The sequence below is a fragment of the Variimorphobacter saccharofermentans genome, from assembly GCF_014174405.1.
GTDB classification, from domain to species: Bacteria; Bacillota; Clostridia; order Lachnospirales; family Lachnospiraceae; genus Mobilitalea; species Mobilitalea saccharofermentans.
In genome coordinates this window covers 1,343,432-1,368,540 of sequence record NZ_JACEGA010000001.1, presented here as the reverse complement: position 1 = coordinate 1,368,540, position 25,109 = coordinate 1,343,432, and the positions used below count along the sequence as shown (strand labels likewise).

Sequence of the window (25,109 nt, the reverse complement as noted above, 5' to 3'; positions counted from 1 at the left end):
ACAGCCTTATTATTTCGATGTATTGCTTCGTATCCTAATCAGTTAAGACTAATTACCTATGCCATATTACCCTGGGATCTATATCCTTCAGCTCTGCAGAACAGGTACGCGCCATCACTCCTGCAAGTTCTGCCGTCATTTCTTCCAGTTTCCTCTGTACGGCCACTGCTCCACCCTGGGACAATACCTCCATGAGCGTGCGTCCCACAGATACTGCCGAAGCCCCAAGCGCTATCGCTTTAAATGCGTCCATTCCATTTGAGATTCCACAATCAACAAAAATCGGGATTTGGTTATCAATCACTTTGGCTATTTTCGGTAATATCATAAGTGGAGGTACCGCATAATTCTGAATACCATGATGGTGTGAAACAACAATACCCTTAACACCCAGTTCGATACATCGATATGCATCTTGTTCACTCAGCACGCCCTTAATAATAAATGGTAGCTTAGTCGCCTGTATGAAGCTTTTTAAGTCTTCCATGGATTTTGACGTCATTTGATATCCAAGTACCGTATCATATTGTCCCTTTCCATTGAAGGAATGATCTAAATCCATTCCAACTGCCAAAGCTCCACATTTTTCCGCATGTTCAATCTTTTTGAATATCAAATCATGATCTGCATATGGCTTAATAATCTTAATGGTTCTGGCTCCGGTTCCTACAATGGCTTCCAATTCCTCTTCATCACCCATACCAGCCCACATAACAGCCCTGGCAGCATACGCTCCTTTCGCCAGTTCAGCCATCCCGTTCGGATGACAATTGCCTAAATGAGATAATGCAGCAGTCATGATTGGTGTTGAAAATGTTTCTCCATAGAGCTCAAAGGTCGTAGATGGTAAAACAGCATCGATATGTCTCATCTCAATCAGAAGGGAATCGAAGTAGTCTCTTGTTATTTTATTAGAATCTCCCGGATTTGCATTTGGTTGTGTACTCATGTTTGTTCTCCTCTAGTTTATTATTTTATAGACATCGCTCTTAAGGCATTTAATAGTGCCAAGAGTGCAACACCAACATCTGCAAATATTGCGAACCAGATGGAGGTTATTCCGAAAAAGGATAATAGCATAATAATAGCCTTAACAGATAATGCGAATACGATATTCTGTATGACGATCTTTTTTGTCTTACGAGCGATTTTAATTGCTGTAACAACTTTCCCGATTTCGTCATTCATTATTACAATATCTGCTGCTTCAATCGCTGCGTCCGATCCGATACCACCCATAGCAATACCAATATCGGCTCCTGCCAGTACCGGTGCATCATTAATACCGTCACCGACGAATGCAATCTTGCCGCTCATACCCGCCTGGTTTTTATACTTATCAAACCAGGCTACTTTGTCCTGTGGTAGCAATTCCGACTGATATTCATCCACTTGGCATAGCTTAGCTACTGCTTTTGCTGCTTCTTCATGATCACCAGTGAGCATGATGGTTCTTTTTACTCCTAATTGCTTTAATTCCCTCATAACGCCCTTTGTTTCTGGCTTTATAACATCATCGATCAAAATATATCCCAGATAATTCTCATTCACTGCAACATGAACAATACTTCCTGCGCTATGATTCTGTGGCACATCAATATTATGCTGCTTCATTAGTTTTTCATTACCGGCATAAATAACCTCGGATTCTGTATCAGCTACTACACCATGTCCTGCCAGTTCATTAATCTGGACAGGCTGCATTGCTTTATCCTTACTGATATTATTATAGTAGGCTAGAATGGATTTTGCAATCGGATGTGTGGATTGACTCTCTGCTATTGCGGCCATACGGACTAAATAGCTTTCATCCACTCCATCCATGGGACATACATTTGACACCTCGAATATTCCTTGTGTAAGTGTTCCGGTTTTATCGAATACAATGGTGTCCACCTGTTTTAACGCATCCAGATAATTGCCTCCCTTAATGAGAACACCATGCTTTGCTCCACCTCCAATCCCCCCAAAAAAGCTGAGCGGAATTGAGATTACAAGGGCGCATGGGCATGATATAATCAGAAAGCTTAAGGCACGGTATAGCCATTGTGTAAAAGTTCCAAACCCAAATAGAGGAGGAAATACCGCAACCGCTATTGCAAGAATAACAACGATCGGGGTATAGTAATTCGCAAACCTGGTAATGAATTTTTCACTTTCTGCTTTCTTACTACCGGCATTCTGTACCAGCTCTAATATCTTACTGACTGTTGCTTCTCCATATGGCTTAGTAACCTTAATCTCCAATAAACCATTGGTACTTATCGTACCTGAGAGCACCATATCATCGACTGTTACTTCTCTCGGAACACTTTCACCGGTAAGTGCCCTGGTATCAATAAAGCTGTTTCCCTTTACAACCATACCATCCAATGGTATTTTCTCTCCCGGCTTTACCAAGATAATATCTCCTACCTCTATTTTCTCCGGAGGAAGAGCTTCAATTCGTTCACCCACCATTTTATTGGCATAATCCGGTCTTATGTCCATAAGATCGGCAATGTTCTTTCTTGATTTGTTAACAGCCATATCCTGTAGTAGCTCCCCAATCTCATAGAAAACCAGTACCGAGATTGCTTCTAACTGATCCCCGATTATAAATGCCGCTAAGGACGCAAATCCCATAAGAAAGTTCTCATCAAACAACTTTCCCCTTAGGATATTCTTTATTGCATTCATTAATACTTCATAGCCTATCACCAGATAAGCTATTGCTAATACAATTATTTTAATATGATCCTGTATATTTATAACAGAACATAAGGCTGTTAATACAACCGTGATAGCCAGACGCACGAGAAAGATTTTATTTTCATCCATTGTTTCCTTTTTCTCCTGCTTTGTTCCTACTTCCTCTTTGTCCTCATCATGTTTAATGACTTTCACTGAAGGCTCATGTGATGCGACAATCTGCTTTATCACCTGGGTCAAATCCGTATCTACACCATCCGCTAATTGAATACTCAGCTTACAATTCACAAGGTTAATATTGGCCTCCAGAACTCCGAATAATGCCCGTACTTCCTTTTCTATCTTTGCTGCACAATTCGCACAGCATAGCCCTTCCAGAATATATTCTTTCCTCATACTCATGACTCCTCTGCAATGTTAGATTATGCCTCTTCGATATGTTCTAATCCAATCTCCAGAATATTCTGTACATGGTCATCCTGCAGGGAATAGAATGCATTCTTACCATCTCTTCGATACTTTACCAGCTTCTCCTGACGCAGAGTTTTTAATTGATGGGAAATTGCCGATTTTGTCATATTTAAAAGTACAGCAAGATCACATACGCACATTTCCTCACGGTCAAGTGCCCATAATATTTTTAGTCTGGTACTATCGCCAAATATCTTAAAAAAATCTGCCAGATCATAAAGCTTTTCATCATTGGGCATACTGTTCTTAACCTTATCCACCACATCAGCGTGTATCACATCACAATCACAGATACTTGATTTATTCTCCTGATTCATAATTCCTCCGTTCCGCCAGCTTGGCAATATACTTTATATCATTTTATATGATTGATTAGTTGATTAATTGTTCAACTGTTATAAACATTATATGCCAGTATTTACAAAAATGCAACCATAATTTAATAGACTCTTAAATTCATCAATATAAAAATAAAGCATAAAAAATATGCTGATCAGCTGCAAATAAACTACAACTGCATCAGCATATTCCATTTCTCATATAAATAGTATTGACGTTATGATCAGCTTGCTTAAACAAGCATCCTATTACAGCATTCCCATAGACCGGTATTTTTCCTTTCGAAAACGGACCACAAAACAAATAGAGCGAAAGAGCCAGTCAATGGTCATTGCAATCCATACACCCAGCACGCCTATTTCCAGAGTAATTGCCAATATGTAGCTGAATGCAATTCTCCATATCCACATAGATATCATGGATACCCACATTGTGTATTTTACATCGTTTGCAGCGCGTAGTGCGTTAGGTAATGAAAATGACAACGGCCAAATCAAGGACGAAAGAATGCAATGGTATGTAATTAACTCAGAAGCTATGCTCCCTGTTTCTTCAGTCAGACTATATAATTTTAGGATTAACGGTATCATGATTATGATCATAATATTCAGAATACCCATTACTATATACGCAATCTTAATTAATTTTTTCGTATACAATTTGACCCCATCGTAATCTCTTGCTCCGACACAGCGTCCAACTACTGTAATCAACGCAAGACTCATAGCAGAACCCGGGAGGACACCTAATCCACCCACATTTCCGGCTATTGCAGTTGCTGTTATTGCAGAAGTACCAAGACTTGCTGTAATTCCTTGAACAAGGATTTTACCAATTTGAAATACACTGTTTTCCATACCATTCGGAACACCTATACGCAAAATGCGTTTTATCATTGAGAAATTAATTCGTAGGCTACGCAGTGCTTGTATATGAATCGGCAGATTTGTGTTTTTTAACAGGATAAGCATAATCATTGCCGCAAAAATTCTTGAAATTAGTGTTGCTATTGCTGCACCTGCTACTCCCATATCAAATCCAAAGATTAAAATAGCATTTCCGATAATATTTATTAAGTTCATAATAGCGGAAGTAATCATTGATATTTTAGAATTACCCATGGACCGGAATAATGCTGCACATGCATTATAGACCGCAATGAAAGGATACGACATAGCAGAATAGAACAAATAGATTCTGGCATTGGCCATTACTGCGGTCTCAACATCTCCAAACAAAAGAATGAGTGCATATTTACCCAACGCAAAGGTAAGAACCATTAGTACCAGAGAGATCATAAAGGTAATCGCAATCAGCTGTTCGCCGGCAACACAGGCATTATCCTCATCCTTATGACCTAAATACTGGGACGAAACGACAGCACCGCCCGTGGCTAAGGCACTAAATAAGCCGATTAATAATACATTTAAAGAATCAACTAGGGATACCCCAGATACTGCTGTTTCTCCGACTCTGGCTACCATCATGCTATCGGCCATACCTACAGTAACCGCTAGTACCTGTTCAATAATCAATGGAATTATTAGTTTTATTAAATCTTTCCTTGTAAACATCCAATTACCCCTATATTTATTCTTACATTTTTTAACTTTATGTTAAATTAAAGAAAAGGGGGACTTCCTTCTAAAATTAGCAGGCTGTCCCCGTATACTTTAGTCAAGTATACTATTCTATGTTGTAATTTTGATAAAATATGATACATGTAAGCTTACATTCATAAACCATTATGTCGAACTAATTGAATTAAGTGTATCATAGTGTTACTTCAAAATCAAGCTACTATAAATTGCGTCCAATAATACTTCATTGGGATCCTGACTGAGCTCCCATATCATAACACCACTTAGATCATTCTCTTTTACATACTTCGATTTTGCCGTTATTGACTGCTCATCCTCATAAGTAATAAAGGTAGAGCCATTAAACATATATGGCACCATGGCCTTTTGATCAAAATATTTCCTGAAGCTTATGTTGTTCAAATAATTTCCTACTATATTTGCATAATTGATAGACGCTCCACCTGAATATGTTTGCCCTAATCCATTATTTACATCAGCGACAGCCTGATATATATATCCGTAGAAAGGAATTCCCATCACAATCTGACTCTTCGGGAATCCAGCCTGAAGCCAGGCGCGAATTCCTACATCCACACTATTCTTTATGTAAGCAGAGCCACTGTCATTAAATAGCGGGGCATTATAACCCGTGTACTGCTCCCAGGGTCCATGAAGGTCATATGACATAACATTCACATAATTAACATACTTGCTTAATTCAGACGCTTCGATATTATTAATATACCAGCTTCCTAAAGCTCCTGCGAATGACAAAACATATTGCTTTCCATCTTTTTTCCCCTGTGCATCCAGCTTTTCCCGTAAGATTTTCATCAAAAGCGTAAAATTCTTCTTATCCTCCGGTCTTCTGGTATTCGTTTCTAATCCTCCGCTTACTGGATATTCCCAGTCGAGGTCAATACCGTCAAATCCGTATTTTAATATAAATTCCAGGCAGCTTTCGGCAAAAGTGTTTCTGGACTCCATCGTCAATGCCACATCGGAGAAGCGTCCGGACCAGGTCCAGCCTCCTATAGCAATTAATAATTTGAGGCTGGGATTGGATTGCTTCAACTTGATTAACTGCTTTATATTGGCTTCATCTATGTCCGGATAACCCAGTTTAATTTTTAAGTCGCTTCCAATATTGGCAAATGCGTAATTAATATGTGTCAGTTTTTTTGCATCTATTTTATCAGGAGTATATCCAGAATATCTAGCCCAGGCCGCATAATAACCAACTATTTTCTTAGTAGGTGAAGTGGTATTCTTTATAGGTGCAGGAGAAACGGTAGGCGTTGGTTTTACCGTCGGAGTAGGCGTAACTACTGCCTTTACAGTAACCTTACAAGTAAGCTTCTTTCCATCTACGGAAGCCGTAATCGTGGCAGTTCCGGGGCTCTTTGCTGTAATCTTACCAGAAGAATTTACTGTTGCAACCGATGTCTTACTCGAGGACCATGTTACTTTACTACTGGTTCCCGTAATCTTGACGGTTTTACTATCACCCACATATAATGAGGCTGAACTCGCGCTGATTTTAATCGGAGTCTTAACGGTAATTTTACAGGTACGGACCTTACCGGCAACCTTGGCCGTTATTGTCGCCGTTCCTGCTGCTTTTGCAGTTACTTTACCTGACGAGGATACCGTAGCAACACTTTTTTTGCTCGAAGACCACGTAACCTTCTTTGTGGTTCCTGTTATCTTTAGCGTCTTAGAATCTCCAATATAAAGTGTGGCAGATGTACTGCTAATCTTTATCGGCGGCAAAACAGTAACGGTACAGGTCAGCTTCTTACCCGCAACAGTCGCTGTAATCTTCGCTGTCCCTTTCGCTTTGGCAGTTACTTTACCTGATGAGGATACCGTAGCAACGCTTTTTTTACTCGAAGACCACGTAACCTTCTTTTTCGTTCCTGATATCCGCAATGTCTGATAGGATCCTGCATGAAGGGTAATGGCTTTTTTACTGATTGTTATTGAAGCTGCCTTCGCCTTATCTATAGCTCTACCTATAAGTGTTGTGGATAGAAATAGAATTAACAATACAAAAATCTTACTTCTTTTTTTCATATAGGGGCCCTCCCATTGTTCAACAAAGCCTTCCAACCAACGGTGGAACGGTCTCTACTTAAGGTTATGTATCTAGCTTAAGTATAGATGAAATCTTACTCTCCTTCATTATTAAATTACTGGATATCTACTAGCCTAACAGGGTACCCAGATGGGAGAACCACATATATGAGAAGCACACTTTATTTATACAAGGATGGTATCAATCTTGCGATACCTGGTATGAAAAACAGACTGATTAATGATATAGATGTCCTGATGATCATCATAACGGCAGGCAATATAGTCATTTGGTTTTCCAAGCATGTAATTCTCATAGTTCCATTTTGAGAATACCTTTGTGGTCTTTTTCAACTGCTTGGCATAGATGATGGATTGCCCGGTTGATATGCAGCGTTTTGCATATTTCAATAAATCCTTAGATTTTCCTGTGTAACGGTTTTTAGCCTTTGGCGTATATTCCATTTCAATATAAAACGGCTCTTCCTCCAGTATATATCCCTGATAAAGTATTTCCTCTGAAACAGGATATACCTCACCACCTACACCAATCATTATGTACAAATCATCAGAAGCACACACCGTTACATCTCCCTCAAGGGTTCGGATGATCAGCTCAGTACCCTCCACTTCCATGTTAGTAGTTTTTACATAACCGAAGGGTAACGAATTCTTAATATACATTTGCATATACTGAACATCTAGCTCGTCTTTATTGGTATCAATAACATCGTAGCTACTGAAATAATCTGAAAACCGATTCATCAGATAATTCTCAATGCCTACGGATTGATACTGCTGATAGAATTTTTTTCCTTTTATAAAACCACCGGCCTTTTTATGATTACCTCCTCCATTGCCAATTCCTTCTGTAAGATAATTGGCAATTTCATTTGCTTTTGCTACTCTTAAGCAGCTACGAACGGATAATTTTATGTTGCCATCCATTTCACAATATACAACGCAGCAATCGATGCAATCCACCTGCAACACCAGGTCACTAATCAGACCCATAATATTAGGATCACAGGGATTGGATCGTACAATGGCAAAACGCTTTGTCTTATCATAAATATATCGTAATAGTGCAGTACCGGCAATTTCGAGTTCATCAAGTGTAAAATTAGTATTCTTCAAACGTTCCATTAAATCTTCATCCACTTTTAAGTCTTCGATTAAGTCCATATCTAATGGATGTTTCATTTCCCGAAAGCAATTGCTGTCCATATAAAGTCCGTAATATAATGCTGTAGCAAGTTTGATATCGGAATTAATTGGAAAGTTCTCATTGGTCAACATTACATAAACTACTGTTGCACAGCTTGCATAAAATGTACGAATCTCCTTCATAACCGAAGAAGCTCCACAGTATTCATGATGGTCAATAATTGCTATATTCCTTGCAGGAAATAAAGTGACATTTCCTTCTCCATATTGACAATCCACGGTTACCAGCATTTCTGGGTTATTGAGCTCTTTAACATGTTCAATCGGTATCTCCAATTCCTTGATCATAAGGATAAGGTTGCTTTTTGTTATCTGCAGGCTACCGGAATATACAATCCTAGGCTTCTTATTATGAGCTCTCAGATAGCGATATACACCAAATGCAGATGCAACCGTATCGGCATCTGGGTTATCATGGCATTGAATTACAATATCCTGATATTCAAGCAAATTTTTTAACTTCATAATAATGAATATATCTCCTTCCAAGTCAAAGATAACACGATTGGTTACGTTATGGTTCTACATATAATTACATTACTAAACAAATTTTGTATTTCGTGATTATATTATCTGCTTTTTTTACAAGAATCAATCACTAAACTTCAAAATGTTACCAATTTACCATTCCGTTAACGCATTCGGCCAGACCAACGAAATTGATGGTCTGATTGATATGTCAGCATATCCCAGCTTTGAAGATGTGGTTATAGATAATATGGATCAGATAGGCTTTCCAAAGTTCATTCAAATAATAGAAAAACCGATCATCACCGCATCTTTTAAGCTAATCTATGGTTCAAATTCTGTTGAGAATTTAAAACCGATGGTCCAGATTAAAAATGCGGGAGATAGACCGGTTTTATTGGTTGCTTTAGGAGTGTATACTTTAAGGAGAATTAACTATACAATAACCTCATGTACCTTACCATCATCGATCAGAGGTATCCTATTTCCGATTATTTTACTGCCGTCAAGAAGCAACTCCTCGGTTTTTAATACCCCTTTGCTTCTGCCTTCAATCCGGATATTATAGATTGCAGTCCCGTACCTGTATTGGATGGAATACTCCCCAAATTCCTTGGGTGTAGCCGGGTCAATAATTAAATACTCCGCTTCCTTGCGGATTCCTAAAAACCATTTTACAAGGCCCTGATACATCCATCCAGCAGAGCCGGTATACCAGCTCCATCCACCTCTACCTGTATAGGGTGGACTTAATGAGATATCTGCAATCATTACATAGGGCTCTTTCTCGTACCTTAATGCATCCCGTTTATTCTTTGTAATATGAATGGGATTCAACATGGTAAATAGAGTATATGCCATGCTATAATCACCAATCATTGCAGTAGCAATAGCAAGCCATACTGCTGCATGTGTATACTGGCCACCGTTCTCTCTTATTCCAGGGATATAGTTTTTTATATACCCAGGATTATTGATGGTCTTGTCAAATGCTGGAGTTAACAACAAGGACATGGATTCTTCTTCCCTGACTAAATATCTCCAGGCGGACTTCATGGCGGTTAACGCTCTCTCCTTTGCAGCCCCCTTTGAAATCACACTCCAGGATTGACTGATGGAATCAATCTTGCATTCATCGCTTTCTTTAGAACCAATCTTTGCACCATTGTCATAAAAGGCTCTTAGGTACCAATCGCCATCCCAGGTATGCTCCTCAATGCTTTTAATCAGCCTTTTTCTCTTATTCTCTAACTCTTCGGCATATTCCCTGTCGCCTACATAATGACATATCGGAATAAAATCACCAAGCATCGAATAGAAAAACCAAGCTAACCATACGCTCTCTCCAATTCCCTCCTTCCCCACCTCATTCATACCATCATTCCAGTCTCCTCCTCCCATTAATGGAAGTCCATGCATTCCAAGCTTTGTGATTTGTATTGTCTTTTTACAATGCTCATATACATTTTCAGAGAGCTCGGAAATCTCGGGAGTGAACATGATCTCATGCTGATGTGCTTCCAGTATTGGCCCTTTGATATAGGGTACCTTCTCATTCAATATCGTATAATCTCCAGTACTGCGAATATATTCTGCTGTGGCATAGGGCAGCCATAATAAGTCATCTGAAATTCTTGTACGTACTCCGACACCCATTGGAGGATGCCACCAATGTTGAACATCTCCCTCTTCAAATTGCCTGCTGCAAGCAATCAGAATCTGATTCCGCAAGGCATTCGGTTCCGTAAATACAAGAGAAAGGGTATCCTGTAACTGGTCTCGAAATCCATAAGCACCACCACACTGGTAAAATGCTGCTCTTGCATTGATTCGGCAGGATATGGTCTGGTACAAAAGCCATCCGTTCACCATGTAATCTACTGCTTTATCCTTTGTTTTCACCCTTATTACTCCCAAGGTTTTATCCCAATATTCCGCTACCTTATTACGTTCCAGGTCGAAGTTCGTAATATTCCTATATTTAACGCACATATCCCGAATTTTATCCATACTACTGCTTATGCCTAATCCAAATAGCACCTGTTTTCTTTCTCCTGGATTAATGGCGACAGATACCTGAATTGCTCCGCAGGGATCATAGCAAACGCCTGTACGGTTCGAAAGCTTCTTGTCCAGTCCACAGGGCTCTGCGACTGAGCCCTTCAAACCGAGAAACTCCTGACGGTCACCGGTGTAGCCTTTGATCATCTCACTACTGAACATAAAGGCCTGAGCTTCATGGAAATGAAAGGTATAAATATTCTGGGCACTTAAATACTCATGTTCATTGTTATAATTGGTCAGAATATATGGGTTTGTATGTTCCCTCTGTGTTCCCAATACCCATTCCGTATAGTAAGTAAGTGATAAATATTTCACTCTGTCTGAATGATTGGTCAGCTGCAGATTCCATAGCTTGACCGGTTCCTTAAGAGGTGTCATCACAGTTAATTCCTGTTCCAGCTCCTGCTCCTCATGAAGAAATGTAGAATAGCCAAATCCATGGAGAACCTTATAGGTTCCCCGATGTGATTTGCCGAGAGATATTGGAGTGATTATTTCTCCGGTTATTTCATCAAATATATAGATTGCCTCCGAGGCTCTGTCACATACCGGATCATTTGACCAAGGTGTGATCTTATACTCTCTGCTATTATATGCCCAGGTAAAACCCGCTCCAGTCTCTGACACAAAGAAGCCGAAGGTTTTATTCGCAATAACATTAATCCATGGTACGGGAGGTTTATTGTTCTCATTCAATATAATCTCATATTCGTTACCATCGGAAGTAAATCCTCCGAAGCCATTGAAGAACTCCAGCTTTTGCTCCGATGCTTTATTTGAAATTACTGTATTTCCATTCTCCAATCGAATACCTCCTTTCATACTTTCCAGTCTTCAACCAGCAAATTCATTTTATCCTTTTGATTCCGAAAGAAGATACCGGTCTTTCTGGTAAACACAACTCTTGCAACAGTAAATAGCAGATCAATCTCGGCCGGAATCATATCATAGGAATGAAGCATAAACAGGCTGGGCTTCTCATTATTGACGTTATAGATTCTAAGTGAACTGGTCAAGTCATTTACCAGATTATCCAGTTCTTGCATATAGCCATGTTTCGCATCACTCAAAATGATCAAATCTACCGCAAGCTGGTTGATTTTCATATATTCAAATGCTTTTAATACATCCTTGATTACACCGGCGTCCTCCAGCGACTCTACCTTAAGCAGCATAATTGGGTTATCACCGGATACCCCAAACCTCCATAAGAAGCTCTGGTTCTTAGAGTTTCTTCGTATATTTTCCTGGGGGCCTCTATAATATCTGGATGGATAGAACAGTGGGCTGATTAAATCCTGGAATGCATTGAGCTGTGGTCTGGAGATTTCCAAGTATTTTAGCTCAATGTCAGTTTGAAGCCGAAACTTTTCGATTAGATCATCAATACGATATTCCATACTTAGCTCTTCTCCGATTTGTATTGCTTCCTCCCGGTTGTTGCACACTCCTGTAATAAAGGCTATGGAAGCAGCTTCTCCTGGTTTTAGAGAAGCATGCATCCGAATACTCATAATCGGATCATTGCAAAAGCCGGCCTGATTCGATAAAGATATACTGTCCATAACCACTTGAGGATCCTCCGGTGAATGGTTTCTTCCGATGAATTTAAAGCGATCATTTTCATACTCCAGCTTTCTTGTTGGCTTCCTGTTACTCTTAACCATATGCATGATATACGGGCTTCCAATACCCTTACTACCACGTCGTTTCGAAAGGAATATCGAATGCTCCTCTAAATACTCGCTTTCAATAAATAATTTATTGAAGGCCGGATGGCTGATCTCTGCAAGATGGGTATCACATACTACCTCGAGGTAGCTGGTTACTTCAAATTCCTTCGTTTCATTTCCGTTATTCGTCAGGGTTACCTTTCGTATTTCCATATTATGGTCCGGCGATAAGCTGACTGTTGTATGGGTTGACACATCCCCATCCACCCTCTTAAACTCAGCCTTATGGGGTGAAAATACAACATGGTATTCCTTAGGCTCTGTTCGTGTCGGATGATAGGTTGTGCTCCACACCCTATTCTGATTTTTATCCTTGATATAGATATAATTACCAGTATTCGCATATTGATCAGCTCTCCAGCGATATAGCATCCATTTTTTATAGATACTGAAGCCATCTCCGTCCGAGGTTATCATCATCGAATATTGATTATTGGATAGGTAGTTTACAACCGGAATTTTGGGAGCTACTCCATTAATATAACGATTGCTATACTCCTCCTCCTTGAAGAGAATTCGACCAATTTTAATGGTATAACCTCTCTTAGCCAGTGATACCAGATAAGAATGACGTTTTTCTTCCAGTAAAACCTCTGCTGCTTTTATAATAGCCTCTGAATGAAATCTTCTCCTCATGATACCCTGGTTCAGATAATTATTTATGGATACCAGAATCATACCCTGATGATGCGCCATATAGGATTTCACAATGCAATAAGGGGTCATTTCAACCGAATCCGGATGGTTGTAATCAATTGCCTCATAAAAGCCATATTCTCCATACATACCAAGTGATGACAGAGTCTTCAGATTCGAATAACACTCCCGTGAAGCATAATCAAGTGCCAGCATGGTTGCATAGGGTGTTACCACCAGGGAATTTCTTCGTACTGGCTGCAGTCGAAGCTTTGGTACCCCAAAAGCTTTATACTGATAATTTGCGTTCAGATCAAACCGGTAATACTGTGATTCAGAGATTCCCCATGGAATATCCACTTCCTTTGCATAATTCATTTGCTGTAGCACTGCTGCCCTGGCTGTATCTGCATATACAGATCCTTCATATTCTTTCATAACGAGATTCGGCATCAAATATTCAAACATCGTCCCGCTCCAGGATACAAAGCAAGGAATCCCTTTAATCATTGTCAACGGTCTTCCAAGCTTCTGCCAGTGTCTTACTGGCACCTCACCCTTTGCAACCGCAAGGAAACTGGTCAATGCAGATTCGGAAGCCATAAGGTCATAACATCCTGTATCCATCACATTGGATGAAACATGATAGCCTATATGAAACATCATTCTATTTTCATTGAAAAGAAAGCGGAAATCCACATTAGCTAGCATACAATCAATTTTTAAGCATAATTCCTGAATACGTGTCATCAGGGAATTTGCTATTTTATTCTCCTTAGCGGATCTTAATGTAGGATAATCTCGGAATTTGATACCATCCATGCTGAAATTCTTTGCTTCCTCAAGCAGCTCCTCCATTGATTGAAGTAAATCCTGCTTTTCATTCTTATGCGTCGCATCTTCTTCCCTCTTCAGCATCTCATAGCTTTCAGAAATGTCCTTTATCAAATCTCCAATGGTGTCATACTGCCCTTTCAGTTCCCGCAGCATTACCTGCTTCTGCATTTCTGCTTTCTGAATTTCGCCATTATACACTCGTATTTTCCGATTCAGTTCGGATATCATATTATCCGTATAGATGGGTTGATCCAGTAGATCGATAAGACCATTCTTCAATGTCAGCACATGTCCAAAGAAATTGCCGCTGTCCACCGTCGATATATAGGAAGGATTAAGTACCTCTAAGGATTTAATATGATACCAATTGTATAGATGTCCTTTCCACTTAGGAAGCTTCTGGACTGTATCCATCAGGTTCTCCGTTAAGGCAACACAACTGCTCACCGTAAGAAAGCCAAAATCTCTTGCTGATAAAATGGACAAAAACTGTAATCCCATATTAGTAGGTGATGTCTTGTAGCTCACTCTTTCCACAAGGGACATCTGATAATTATCGGGGCAGAGCCAGTTGTTTTCCTTGGTGGAGAATTCGTTAAAGAATTTCCAGGTTCGATACGCCGTATCCAGAAGTAGTTCCCTCTCTTCCAATGAAGCTCTTCTTTCATTTTCTTCTTTCGGCTGACTGATTTGAAAGGCAAAATAATAGGCAAATAGCCATAGGAAGCTTATCAGAATGGTGATAATAATTCCCATTGTATTGAGATTAACAAAACAACATATTGCCAGCAGTAATATAGGAGGAATCAGTGAACTCCACATGGTGATAAAGTAGCCCTTTTTCGTATTACTTATGGAGGAATCAACCATCTCCGCTGTATTCCAGCGTAGCAGATTTTTCTTGCTGAAATAGAGTCGATACAGTGTCCTTACCATAGCATCTATGGCAATATAGGCACGATACGGGGTAATAATAAATTCTATGAATGCTCTTTGTATCATAGCTCTGAGTTCTTTCCCAATGTCCCGATAAACTAAAGCAAGCTTAGGTCGTACAAGCTTCTGTATCATGATTGCTATGAGAAATACCAGAGTGTTAAAGATATCGGAGAAGAATACAAATGGTATCCAAAGGTAAAATGCATTGGGTAATATCACAAGATTAATTAATATGAAGAGGATCTTGCTCAATGGTACCATGCTTCGCCTTAGGTTATCAAAAATCTTCCATCTGGATAATGCACTAAGAACTCTTCCTTCAGAATCCTTACCGTGAAACAACCAGGGAAAAAGCTGCCAATCCCCCCGAATCCACCGATGTTCTCTTTTGGCAAAGGAAATCACACTACTTGGGAATGTGTCCATCACATTAGCATAGCTGGAAAATGCAGTTCTTGCATAACAGCTTTCCAATAGATCATGACTTAATACACGATTTTCGGGAATTGCATTATGAAGTAGTGTATGGAAGGCCTTAATATCGTAAATACCCTTCCCGATATAGATTCCTTCATTGAATATATCCTGATAAATATCCGATATTACAGTGGAATAGTGAGCTAACCCTGATTGTCCGCCAAATATTTCGGCAAACCGGCTTCCAGTTTTCCCAACAATATGATTTCGTACAGAAGGCTGAATGATAACATACCCTTCCTTTAGTTTTTTGCTATCAGGGTCCAGTACCGGATGATTTAAGGGATGATCAATCAAACCCACCAGTTTTGAAGCATTATCCCGAATTAAATTCGTATCTGCATCTAAGGTAATTACATACCGGAAAGTTCGTAAGAGCTTTTCATCGCATAGTATTGTAGAAAAGCTTGTTTTCTCTTTTTTCATACCATTCAGCAGATTATTAAATTCCTCCAGCTTGCCTCGTTTTCTCTCCCAACCCATATAACAATTCTCAGAAGGATTCCATTTGCGATGACGAATGAATAGCGCAAAACGCTTCGGTTCTGAAGGATAGAGATCATTTAATTCATTCACTCGTTCCACCAAGGCTTTCTCAATTAGTTTGTCCTCGGGTCGCTCCAGTTCAGAGGAATCAGCGTAATCCAGTAATAAGGCAAAATACAGATTTCTCTGCCGATTAGCCAGATAGTGTTTTTGAAGTCGGTTGTAGTATTCTAATCCTTGATTAGCATTAGAGACAATGACTGGCATGACTATAAAGGTTCTGGCATGATCCGGTATTTCTTTCAGATAATCAAGGGAGGGAATTTTTTTAACTACAATTCGCCGGGTAAAAATGAAATTAGTTATCTCCATTGCGATTCCGGTTAATAATGGCAGACCTGCTAATAGTATCAGAATGTTTATACATACTGCGTATGGCGTAGTTCGAACACCATAGATTGAATATGCAATGCCAATAAGGGTCAATAGAAATAGAAGAAGGACCGTAAAATAAAGGATGCCCATAACATTCCTGGGCCTGCGTAGATTCCCTGGCAGTGGTTTACTTCGTACTATTGCTTTGAGTATGGGGTAGCCCTTTCCAATCAAATAAGTTCCTACATGATGTGAATAAGGAAGTTCTTCATTCCCCTCCTCCGCAAGTTTTAGGCAATCATTTGCAATCTTCTCCTCTTCTACTCTATATCGCATGGAAAGCTTGACAATTACTCCGCGATACATTCCTCTGCTCTCAGAATCCATCTTCGAATAAACACCCGCCGGATCCTTTGACAAAATATGTTCCAGAAAGGAGTATTCATCAAAAAACTGCTCCTCATCAATTTCATTGATTTCTCTTAAGCTTGTAATCAATGCTCGAATATTAGTCTCAAGAAATGCTTCGATTTTACCCTCTTCCAGGAAAATTGTACTCGGCTTTAATTGAGATGTATTACTCCTAAAATGGTACTCCATGTATTTCTGAATTGTAACATCATCAAAGGACATACTCTTTAGCAGGTATATAACATGGGAATGAAATGAGAAATCCCGATTACCGGCCGCATCGGAGGCCTTTAAGAACTCATCTAAATGAAAGCTTTGATTCTCCTCAAGCTTTTCTCTGACGAACTGTTCTGCCTTTGATTTGATATTAATAATTCGTATGATGTCCTCTGCCATCTCTATAATACTTTCAAGTAAGCAAAAACCAAGCATCTCCGGCAAAGCCCATATTTCCTTGTCCGTCAACGGTATCTCTTTTTGATATGCCTTTAGCATAATAGAGATGTTTTCCTCATTAATATGGCCTCCCGATAGAGCAACCATCTTTTTTGCCAATACATAAATTCTAGGGAAACCCCGATATTCTTTGTCCCATAATAGTGGAATAATCGAGTAGCTTGTACCGGAGGTTCTGACCTTCTTAATCTCACGGTACATCATTTGGTAATTATCAAACAGCCAGCGGGCAGCCGGTATTAGTGATATAATATCTGTGGAAATTTTAGAAATATTGTCCCGGATTTTATTAAGCTTTTTATAAGCAGCCTGATTATAATCATCCAGGACAAAGCTATATCGCATCAGTTTTACATTCCTGTGTTCAGAAGCCAAATCCAGCATCTGCTTCTCCCATTCCTTGGGACCTACCACCTCGCCGCTTCCTGCCAGGTGCATTGGGAACTGAATCTTTTTTTTGTAATTACTAAAGCGATAATTAATGAGTATTAGAATAAAGCATACTAATATGATAGATAACAATAAGAATATTATTTCAATCGGAATTGCGATTCCTTCCGTTGCGATCAACAATCAAAACTCCTCCTTATTATGAAGCATTCACTCATACGAGTTTTCATCCCTAAAAGATAGTTTGTCTGTTTTTCTCGCAACTTATTAATAATTTCGCAATATCACTTATTTTGGTTCATTCCGAAGCATAATGTATCGAGTAATCCACAATCCGGTAGCCACTATTCGTAATGCAAAAATAATCCAGAATACCATATGCATTGCCTGTAGATCCGCACCTAAAGCAGTATAGACAGATACACCGACCAGCGGCATTACTGCATTCGATAGTGTAACAAGGACTGTATAAATTGAGATATTCAAGGTTTTGTTCTTATCAGGTATTACCTGAAGAAGACACTGTAGAATATTAAGTGTCGTTGTAGCCATAGCAAAATTACATAAGGTATTCAAAATTAAGAATACCACTTTCCCATATTCGGATGGTATACTGGTAGAGATTATCATGCATATGGGGAATAAGGACAATCCCAGATTGCCGAATATCATTCCGAATCGAACTCCCCACTTCACGTTAATTCGGCTCCAGAAGCCAACCGTCAGGAACTGAACAACAGCTCCTCCTATGCTTACATAACTAAGCCATGCTTCATTTAAACCGATATAATTTACCTGTCCCAGAAAGTACAAGGTCCAATCCATATGCCAGGTTACATAAAAGAAAATAGCTACCCCAATAAATCCAAGAAATCTCTTATTCGATCTCAACTCCGATAAAGCCGCCTTTAAATCCCGAATTCCAATTCTTGAGGATATATGTTCCTTATTATCCGGTATTTTTTTCAGTACAAAGGCCTGAACCATGAGTAGTATCACTGCAGTCCAGAAATAAATCTGATGCACCCACAGCTTATCATTTATGGTTTTTGCTGCCGACAATAAGGCTCCACTTCCAAGAGAAATAATAATTCCTACTAAGAAGGTTAAGCCCGTACGTGCTGTGAGAATCGTGTTTCTTGTATCTGGTTCTACCACATCTGAAAAGTATGCCTGCCACGAGACATTATAGATTGTCATTGGTCCAGTAGATATTGCAAGTAATAATAAAAAAGCTTGCAGCCTATGCAACCCCAGCAATGGTACAAAACCGATTGCTGTATAAAAAGCAGCAACACTTGTCAAAGCAATAATAACCATATTTCTTTTATTTGGCATTCGGTCAGTTAAAATACCACCCGGAATTAATACCAGCATGCCGATTAATTGTGGTAATGTGATTACCAGGCTAAGCTCATAATCGTTTGCACCCAGTCGGGTTGCAAACAGATTGTTATTATTTGCGATAAGATTATTTACTACTGTAATCAGCATACCTTCCAACGAAAAAAGGATAATCTTTCGATTCTTCGGCGCCTTTACCGAATAGCGGATAAATGGAACTAAATCATGGAGTAAATAGTTAGTAATATTCTTCATGTTCAATTCTTAGCAGTGTACCTATATGTACCTGATAAGAGGCCTCCCTCTTCAAAGTATATTGCATTATCAGGTATATTTCATTCGCAATTGCAATGATTTATCCCTTTATGATAAAACAAATCAGTAACAATAATATATAGTATCATAAAAATCTATAATTACAATCCTAAACTTGCTCCATCAATGAGATTCACATATAGGCTCTCTTTTATGCTAATAATAAGAGGCAGTATATATCTGAATTAAATTATTAACATCTTGTCTAAAAATGATTGTGTTTTTTGCCGATTCCTATTATAGTAATAATAAGGGCTGTTTTAGATTCATTTATAATACTGTTCTACTCCCACCAAGTTATACCACAGTATCAATTCGAATTCTAAAACAGCCTTATTCATAAGCTCCAGCTACAAATCAACTTTCGAATACCATATTATTTATTATTTTAGTATAAATTGCATGATCGTCTTATCTTTTCATCAGTTATTGTCAGCATGGAACCCTCTCTATTAAGATGCAAAAACCCTTGTTCCTCCTCCATTATGTCTTCTCATTTGTCCCAAGAGTTTCCGCCATCTTTCGTATTAAAACAATAATACCTTTTATTCCTTCACTAGCTTCTCATAAAATATGTCATTTTTATCATCTTTGACATCATACTATGGATTAAAGAAAATTTTTATCACATATTCGAAATAAAAACTATCAAATCGTCAATTTTGTCACAAAACAATGAGGATACTGCAAACATATTAAATAATTCATTCTGCAGTATCCCCTATTATATCAATTATGGATATGGCTCAAATTTTTTTCTATATTCTTTCGGAAGGCAATGGTTGTATTCTTTAAATACCTTATTGAAATGTGTGTTGTTATGAAAGCCCACTCTGTCCATAATCATTTCTACATTCAAAGTTGTATCACGTAGCATTCCGGCTGCAATCTGCACTCTGATTTTGAGTAAATAGCTTATGATTGTCATACCGGTTACCCTCTTAAATTCCTTTGATAAAGTGGTTCGATTCGTATGAAATTGTTTTGCCAAATCATCAATCTTTATTTTATTATAGTAATTATTATGCAAATAATGTAGTACATTATTCGCTAAGGATGATTGATTCGATTTTTTATTTTCATTCTTATCGGTGCCAAAGGTGCGTTCCACTAAAAATAGTAATTCTAAAAAATAAGACCGGGTTAGGCAAGGCCATGAGTCACTCTGAATAAATAACTGCTCCTTCAAAGAGTTTAGAATTCCCTTCAACCTTAACCCAATATCCACAGTGATATAAGCAGATATATTATATGTATCATTATGTACAATAAACGGTAAGAAAAATTGTCGATCCTGAACGTCCGATGTTGTGAGGCCTTCCGTAGACATTGCATTTTCTAATGTTATTCTGCTATTTATTGCAGAAGGTAAAAAGCATAGAATATGTATTTCGGAACACTCAAAATCGATATTGGTAACAGTATCCCTTTCATTCAAGCACAGTATGGTCAACGGAACAATTGTAATCCTGTTATTATTAATGTATAGGCTTCCATTTCCTGACTCAATGAATACAAGCCGATAACAATCTGCATTCTTCTCGAATAGTACTGCATCGTCATCGTAATAATTAATGGGTGTCACATAATCTGTATAATATTCTATTCCCTTTGTTCCAACTAACATTATTTCCTCCATTCGTATCATTATTTCCAAAGTACTTTATTCTATAGATAACTAACACTTCTAATAGGCTAGTATTTCGTGTCCACTCTCTGTAATCAAGACCGTCACTTCCCATTGTGCCGAATCCTTCCCATCCTTTGTACTTACTGTCCAGCCGTTCTCCCTGCTGATTACCACATCTGCCTTTCCTTGGTTAATCATTGGTTCAATGGTAAATACCATTCCTGGAACCATAAGCATTTCTGTTCCTCTCTTTGTTATATAGCTGACATACGGTTCTTCATGCATCTCATTTCCCACACCATGTCCACCAATTTCTCGAACAACAGAGTATCCATTGGAACGGACATAGTCGTTAATTGCTTGGCCGATATCTCCAAGAAAATTCCATGCTTTTGCCTCTGTTAATCCTTTATCTATGGCATTTCTCGCCACATCAACTAGGCGTTTCCGTTCATCACTGACCTTACCGATGCAAAACATCTTGATGAGTCGGAGTAATAACCATTGACAATCGTTGTAACGTCTACATTGAGGATATCACCTTCCTGTAATATCACCTTACTTGATGGTATCCCATGGCATACTTCACTATTGATGGAGGTGCACACACTTTTGGGAAAACCATCATAGCCAAGGGTCGCCGCTACTCCTCCGAGTTCCTTTGTTTTGCTGGCTACCAGCTCATCGATCTCTTCTGTACTCATTCCCGCCTGTATTTGCTCGGAAACGTAATCTAATATTTTAATATTTACCTTACCACTTTCCCGAATCCCCTCAATTTGTGCTGATGTTTTAATCAGCTCTCTCTTTGGTACGATACAGCCATTCTCCTTATATTTCTGAACTCTTTCATCCAGGTTATAATGGCACATTTTATACTTCTTACCACTGCCGCACCAACACAGATCATTTCTTTCTAATTTTGAATTCATGATAACTCCCCTGAAAAATTACTTCCTTATTTTATGCTTTTTATAATAACAGAAATAATTTCCATTGTCCATTACCCTATATTTATAATTCTCGTATAAAAGTATCAATTTACATTATTTCATAAAGAAGATATAATATAAGATGGAATAAGGATTTGTATTCATCCTGATGTTTTTTGAAAATGACTATAGAATTATAATGGAGGTAGCTTATGGAATTAAGAGAATTTAAGAACTTAAACATCAAAACATCATTGTTAGGCTTTGGTTGTATGCGATTTCCTCTTAATAAAGATGGAGGTATTGATGAAGAACGTTCTAAGAAAATGATAGATACAGCATATCAACAGGGAGTTAATTATTTTGATACTGCTTACACCTACCATGATGGTAAAAGTGAGATTGTTACAGGAAAGATACTGGATCAATATGATCGTAATACATACTATCTGGCTACAAAGCTTCCCCTCTGGCTGGTAAACTCCCTGGAGGATGCTGAGCGTCTTTTCAATGAACAGTTAAAAAAGCTTCATAAGGATTATATTGATTTTTATCTGCTCCATGCTTTTAATCGAGATTCCTTTCAGAAGATGGTAAAGCTTGGTGTAATTGATTTCATGGATCGTCTAAAGGAGGAAGGAAAAATTAGATATATTGGATTTTCTTTCCATGATGATTATGATGTATTTGAAACCATTATTAAACATAGGCACTGGGATTTCTGTCAAATCCAGCTAAACTATATGGATACAGATATCCAGGCCGGACTAAAGGGCTATCAGCTGTCTGAAGAGCTTGGTGTCCCCTTAGTTATAATGGAGCCGGTTAAGGGAGGTTCTCTGGCGAAGCTTCCTGATAACGCTGTAGACTGCTTTAAAACAGTAACCCCCGGTAAGAGTCCAGCTTCCTGGGCATTAAGATGGGTTGGCTCATTACCGAATGTAAAAGTCATCCTCAGCGGAATGTCGGATGAAGAACAGGTTCAGGATAATTTGAACACCTTTAAGCATTTCACACCATTAAGTGAGGAAGAGCAGAAGGCAGTAAAGGAAGTGGCTACCATCCTGAAAAACAGAGTGAGGAACGGTTGTACAGGCTGCAACTATTGTATGCCATGCCCTGCCGGAGTCAATATACCAAGGAACTTCCGCGTATGGAACGAATATGGAAGATATGAGAACAAAGGGGAAGCAAGATGGCTATGGAATTCCTTTGAAGATGACCAAAAGGCAAAGAACTGCGTAGAATGTGGTCAGTGTGAAGAGGCTTGTCCACAAAAGCTGAACATCCGCCAGGATCTGAAAGCGTTACAAGAAGAATTTGATACAATCTGTGCAACAAAATAAAGTATAGAATATCGAGGATATCTCAAAAATCTAAAATGACTTGAGGGATACCCTCGATTTTTATTAACAGAACAACGAGTAAACTTCCTGAATAAACTTTATATCCTCCGGTTCATAATTCCTATTTTTGTTTACATCTAATTCCGCCAGGACTCCCTTCATGCCCTTTATTATATGTTCATCATCCAGGGCATCAAGAAATGCTGTATTAACTCCATATTCCAAATACATACTTCTAATTCTTTGTATTATAAAGTTATTATCCACCATATCTTAATCTCCTTTTTATGCTGTATAACTAATGTTATAGGTGTAGAATGGATATTCTTTGTTGTCCAGTGGAAAAGATTAGTTGTCTGTGTATTCTTCAAGTGAGCTAATGATAATATCCAGAAATTGTAATTCAAGTTCAAGAACACGATTAAGGTTATCTTGAATCTGAGTTTCAGAAATATATCCGGCTACTAGCTTTTTCACTACATTACTTCTAGTTAAAAATAATATTTTACTTTCTTCTTCTAATATTTGTGTGATTTTATTATACGTATCTAAATCAATTATATTTTTGGCAAGCAAATACTGTATTCTATCTCTATTGCAGATACTGCGTTCATACAACAAGTGACTGATCCGAACATCTGACAGCAAATGCTTCAACCCTTCTGGTGTGCAGAAATGTTTTATACAGCCAAGGCCTATTATATATCCAATTTCATATTGAGGTTCATAGTATGAGATATTCTCTTCATCCCGATACTCTTTATATAATTGTAAAAGTCGCTTCGGTAATAGAAAATAATGCTCATAGCAGGGATTATATTGTATAACATAAAAGTTACGATTCTGCATTTTATTTCGATCTGATAGGAAATCCGAATAGGTCATTTGTACCGCTTCCGTTCTACCAAAATTGTAATACAGCATATGTAAGCATTGCTGTTCATCGTCGTATCCATAGATTAGATTCTGATGAAAGAATGCACCATCCTTGTCTGATTTATTTGTATGAATGTTATCATTTAACACTATCTCAACATATCTATTTTTATCGATCTGCTTTTTGGTATATTCCAACAGATTAATACCGCTATTAACTATCTCTGTTTCACTTTTCTTTATATAATCTAATAATAAATTATGTGTGTAAACACTCCAGTTCTTATGTGGGTTGAACATGAAGTCTATAGGCATAATCTTATCCTTGTTGTATTGTATTTGAATATAATTAGAAAATGTCCACTCATATAGCATACTATTACCTAGATTAATCGCAAAACCAATTCTGCAAGACGTATATTCATTCTCTAATTGCTTTATTAATATTTTGCCACTATATTCATCCTTGTTGCTGTATTCGATATAAATATCTTTATCATTTTTCGAAAGTTTCAAGGTAAGTGGTTTTTGCTGATTAGGCATAATTCTATTATGTATATTCGTTTCAGTAGAATAAAATACACCATCGCTTGCAAAGTTGCCCAGGGATATATCATATGAATTCAAATTAAGCATATCGCCGGTATTGCTATCTGTTATGAACAATGTAATAGAACTCCATTTATTTGAATATAGTTGCTTGTTAATACTTAATTCTATTTCATCGAATTGATGACATTCTCTCCAGAAAGCCATATTCATTCCGATATTCCATCGATTCGTAAAAAAAGTAATATTGCCCTCCTTACCAATATGATATTTTAATTGGTCATTTTGAGTCTCCCATGACCATTGGTCATAATTTTTGACGGATATATCTGCTACTGCATCGTTTTCTGAATGACACACTTTATCATCCGTACTGGCAATTGAGAATAAATAACCATGATGTGTATAGGTTCTAATATATGAATCTTCATTTATCGGTAATGTTTTTTTCATTTTCA

Annotated in this window: 13 protein-coding genes and 1 pseudogene; 1 reads left to right on the top strand and 13 read right to left on the bottom strand. The window is 38.2% G+C overall.

Annotation, left to right across the window (positions count from 1 at the left end):
- Positions 1–52 precede the first annotated feature (52 nt).
- The 11 genes and pseudogenes from H0486_RS06000 to H0486_RS05950 all read right to left on the bottom strand — a co-directional run bounded on the left by H0486_RS06000 (position 53) and on the right by H0486_RS05950 (position 21,880).
- On the bottom strand, positions 53–949 hold the full coding sequence (locus tag H0486_RS06000; RefSeq protein WP_228352138.1) for an alpha-hydroxy acid oxidase: 897 nt from the start codon (positions 947–949) through the stop codon (positions 53–55).
- Positions 950–969: 20 nt separating this feature from the next.
- Complete coding sequence (locus tag H0486_RS05995) at positions 970–3,087, bottom strand: heavy metal translocating P-type ATPase (RefSeq protein ID WP_228352137.1); 2,118 nt, start codon at positions 3,085–3,087, stop codon at positions 970–972.
- Between the two features lie 26 nt (positions 3,088–3,113).
- Positions 3,114–3,479 (bottom strand): ArsR/SmtB family transcription factor, encoded by a 366-nt coding sequence (locus tag H0486_RS05990; protein WP_228352136.1) that lies wholly within the window; start codon positions 3,477–3,479, stop codon positions 3,114–3,116.
- Between the two features lie 270 nt (positions 3,480–3,749).
- Positions 3,750–5,075 carry an MATE family efflux transporter gene (locus H0486_RS05985; protein ID WP_228352135.1) on the bottom strand — a complete coding sequence of 442 codons (1,326 nt, stop codon included), beginning with the start codon at positions 5,073–5,075 and terminating at the stop codon, positions 3,750–3,752.
- Positions 5,076–5,282: 207 nt separating this feature from the next.
- Complete coding sequence (locus H0486_RS05980) at positions 5,283–7,160, bottom strand: glycosyl hydrolase family 18 protein (RefSeq protein ID WP_228352134.1); 1,878 nt, start codon at positions 7,158–7,160, stop codon at positions 5,283–5,285.
- A 186-nt stretch (positions 7,161–7,346) separates the two neighbouring features.
- The gene (locus tag H0486_RS05975) at positions 7,347–8,852 is read right to left on the bottom strand and encodes a DHH family phosphoesterase (RefSeq protein WP_228352133.1); all 1,506 of its coding nucleotides are present in this window, start codon (positions 8,850–8,852) and stop codon (positions 7,347–7,349) included.
- 438 nt (positions 8,853–9,290) lie between these two features.
- Positions 9,291–11,723, bottom strand: a complete 2,433-nt coding sequence (locus H0486_RS05970; protein ID WP_228352132.1) for a GH36-type glycosyl hydrolase domain-containing protein — start codon at positions 11,721–11,723, stop codon at positions 9,291–9,293.
- Positions 11,724–11,737: 14 nt separating this feature from the next.
- Positions 11,738–17,842: a glucoamylase family protein gene (locus tag H0486_RS05965; RefSeq protein WP_228352131.1), complete on the bottom strand. Its 6,105-nt coding sequence runs from the start codon at positions 17,840–17,842 to the stop codon at positions 11,738–11,740.
- Positions 17,843–17,947: 105 nt separating this feature from the next.
- Complete coding sequence (locus tag H0486_RS05960) at positions 17,948–19,258, bottom strand: MFS transporter (RefSeq protein WP_228352130.1); 1,311 nt, start codon at positions 19,256–19,258, stop codon at positions 17,948–17,950.
- Positions 19,259–20,051: 793 nt separating this feature from the next.
- Positions 20,052–20,945, bottom strand: coding sequence for an AraC family transcriptional regulator (locus tag H0486_RS05955; protein ID WP_228352129.1), 894 nt, complete (start codon positions 20,943–20,945; stop codon positions 20,052–20,054).
- A 60-nt stretch (positions 20,946–21,005) separates the two neighbouring features.
- Positions 21,006–21,880: pseudogene (locus H0486_RS05950) on the bottom strand (methionyl aminopeptidase).
- A 212-nt stretch (positions 21,881–22,092) separates the two neighbouring features.
- Between H0486_RS05950 and H0486_RS05945 the strand changes: the two are divergent.
- Complete coding sequence (locus tag H0486_RS05945) at positions 22,093–23,226, top strand: aldo/keto reductase (protein WP_228352128.1); 1,134 nt, start codon at positions 22,093–22,095, stop codon at positions 23,224–23,226.
- Positions 23,227–23,289: 63 nt separating this feature from the next.
- On the opposite strand, the gene H0486_RS05940 is transcribed toward H0486_RS05945, so the two are convergent.
- On the bottom strand, positions 23,290–23,496 hold the full coding sequence (locus H0486_RS05940; protein ID WP_228352127.1) for a hypothetical protein: 207 nt from the start codon (positions 23,494–23,496) through the stop codon (positions 23,290–23,292).
- Positions 23,497–23,574: 78 nt separating this feature from the next.
- On the bottom strand, positions 23,575–25,104 hold the full coding sequence (locus H0486_RS05935; RefSeq protein ID WP_228352126.1) for a hypothetical protein: 1,530 nt from the start codon (positions 25,102–25,104) through the stop codon (positions 23,575–23,577).
- Between the last annotated feature and the right edge of the window lie 5 nt (positions 25,105–25,109).

What these genes read in the sequence shown, in the direction of transcription:
- H0486_RS06000 (WP_228352138.1), bottom strand. Translation starts at nt 949, where the DNA reads ATGAGTACACAACCAAATGCAAATCCGGGAGATTCTAATAAAATAACA.
- H0486_RS05995 (WP_228352137.1), bottom strand. Translation starts at nt 3,087, where the DNA reads ATGAGGAAAGAATATATTCTGGAAGGGCTATGCTGTGCGAATTGTGCA.
- H0486_RS05990 (WP_228352136.1), bottom strand. Translation starts at nt 3,479, where the DNA reads ATGAATCAGGAGAATAAATCAAGTATCTGTGATTGTGATGTGATACAC.
- H0486_RS05985 (WP_228352135.1), bottom strand. Translation starts at nt 5,075, where the DNA reads ATGTTTACAAGGAAAGATTTAATAAAACTAATAATTCCATTGATTATT.
- H0486_RS05980 (WP_228352134.1), bottom strand. Translation starts at nt 7,160, where the DNA reads ATGAAAAAAAGAAGTAAGATTTTTGTATTGTTAATTCTATTTCTATCC.
- H0486_RS05975 (WP_228352133.1), bottom strand. Translation starts at nt 8,852, where the DNA reads ATGAAGTTAAAAAATTTGCTTGAATATCAGGATATTGTAATTCAATGC.
- H0486_RS05960 (WP_228352130.1), bottom strand. Translation starts at nt 19,258, where the DNA reads ATGAAGAATATTACTAACTATTTACTCCATGATTTAGTTCCATTTATC.
- H0486_RS05955 (WP_228352129.1), bottom strand. Translation starts at nt 20,945, where the DNA reads ATGTTAGTTGGAACAAAGGGAATAGAATATTATACAGATTATGTGACA.
- H0486_RS05945 (WP_228352128.1), top strand. Translation starts at nt 22,093, where the DNA reads ATGGAATTAAGAGAATTTAAGAACTTAAACATCAAAACATCATTGTTA.
- H0486_RS05940 (WP_228352127.1), bottom strand. Translation starts at nt 23,496, where the DNA reads ATGGTGGATAATAACTTTATAATACAAAGAATTAGAAGTATGTATTTG.
- H0486_RS05935 (WP_228352126.1), bottom strand. Translation starts at nt 25,104, where the DNA reads ATGAAAAAAACATTACCGATAAATGAAGATTCATATATTAGAACCTAT.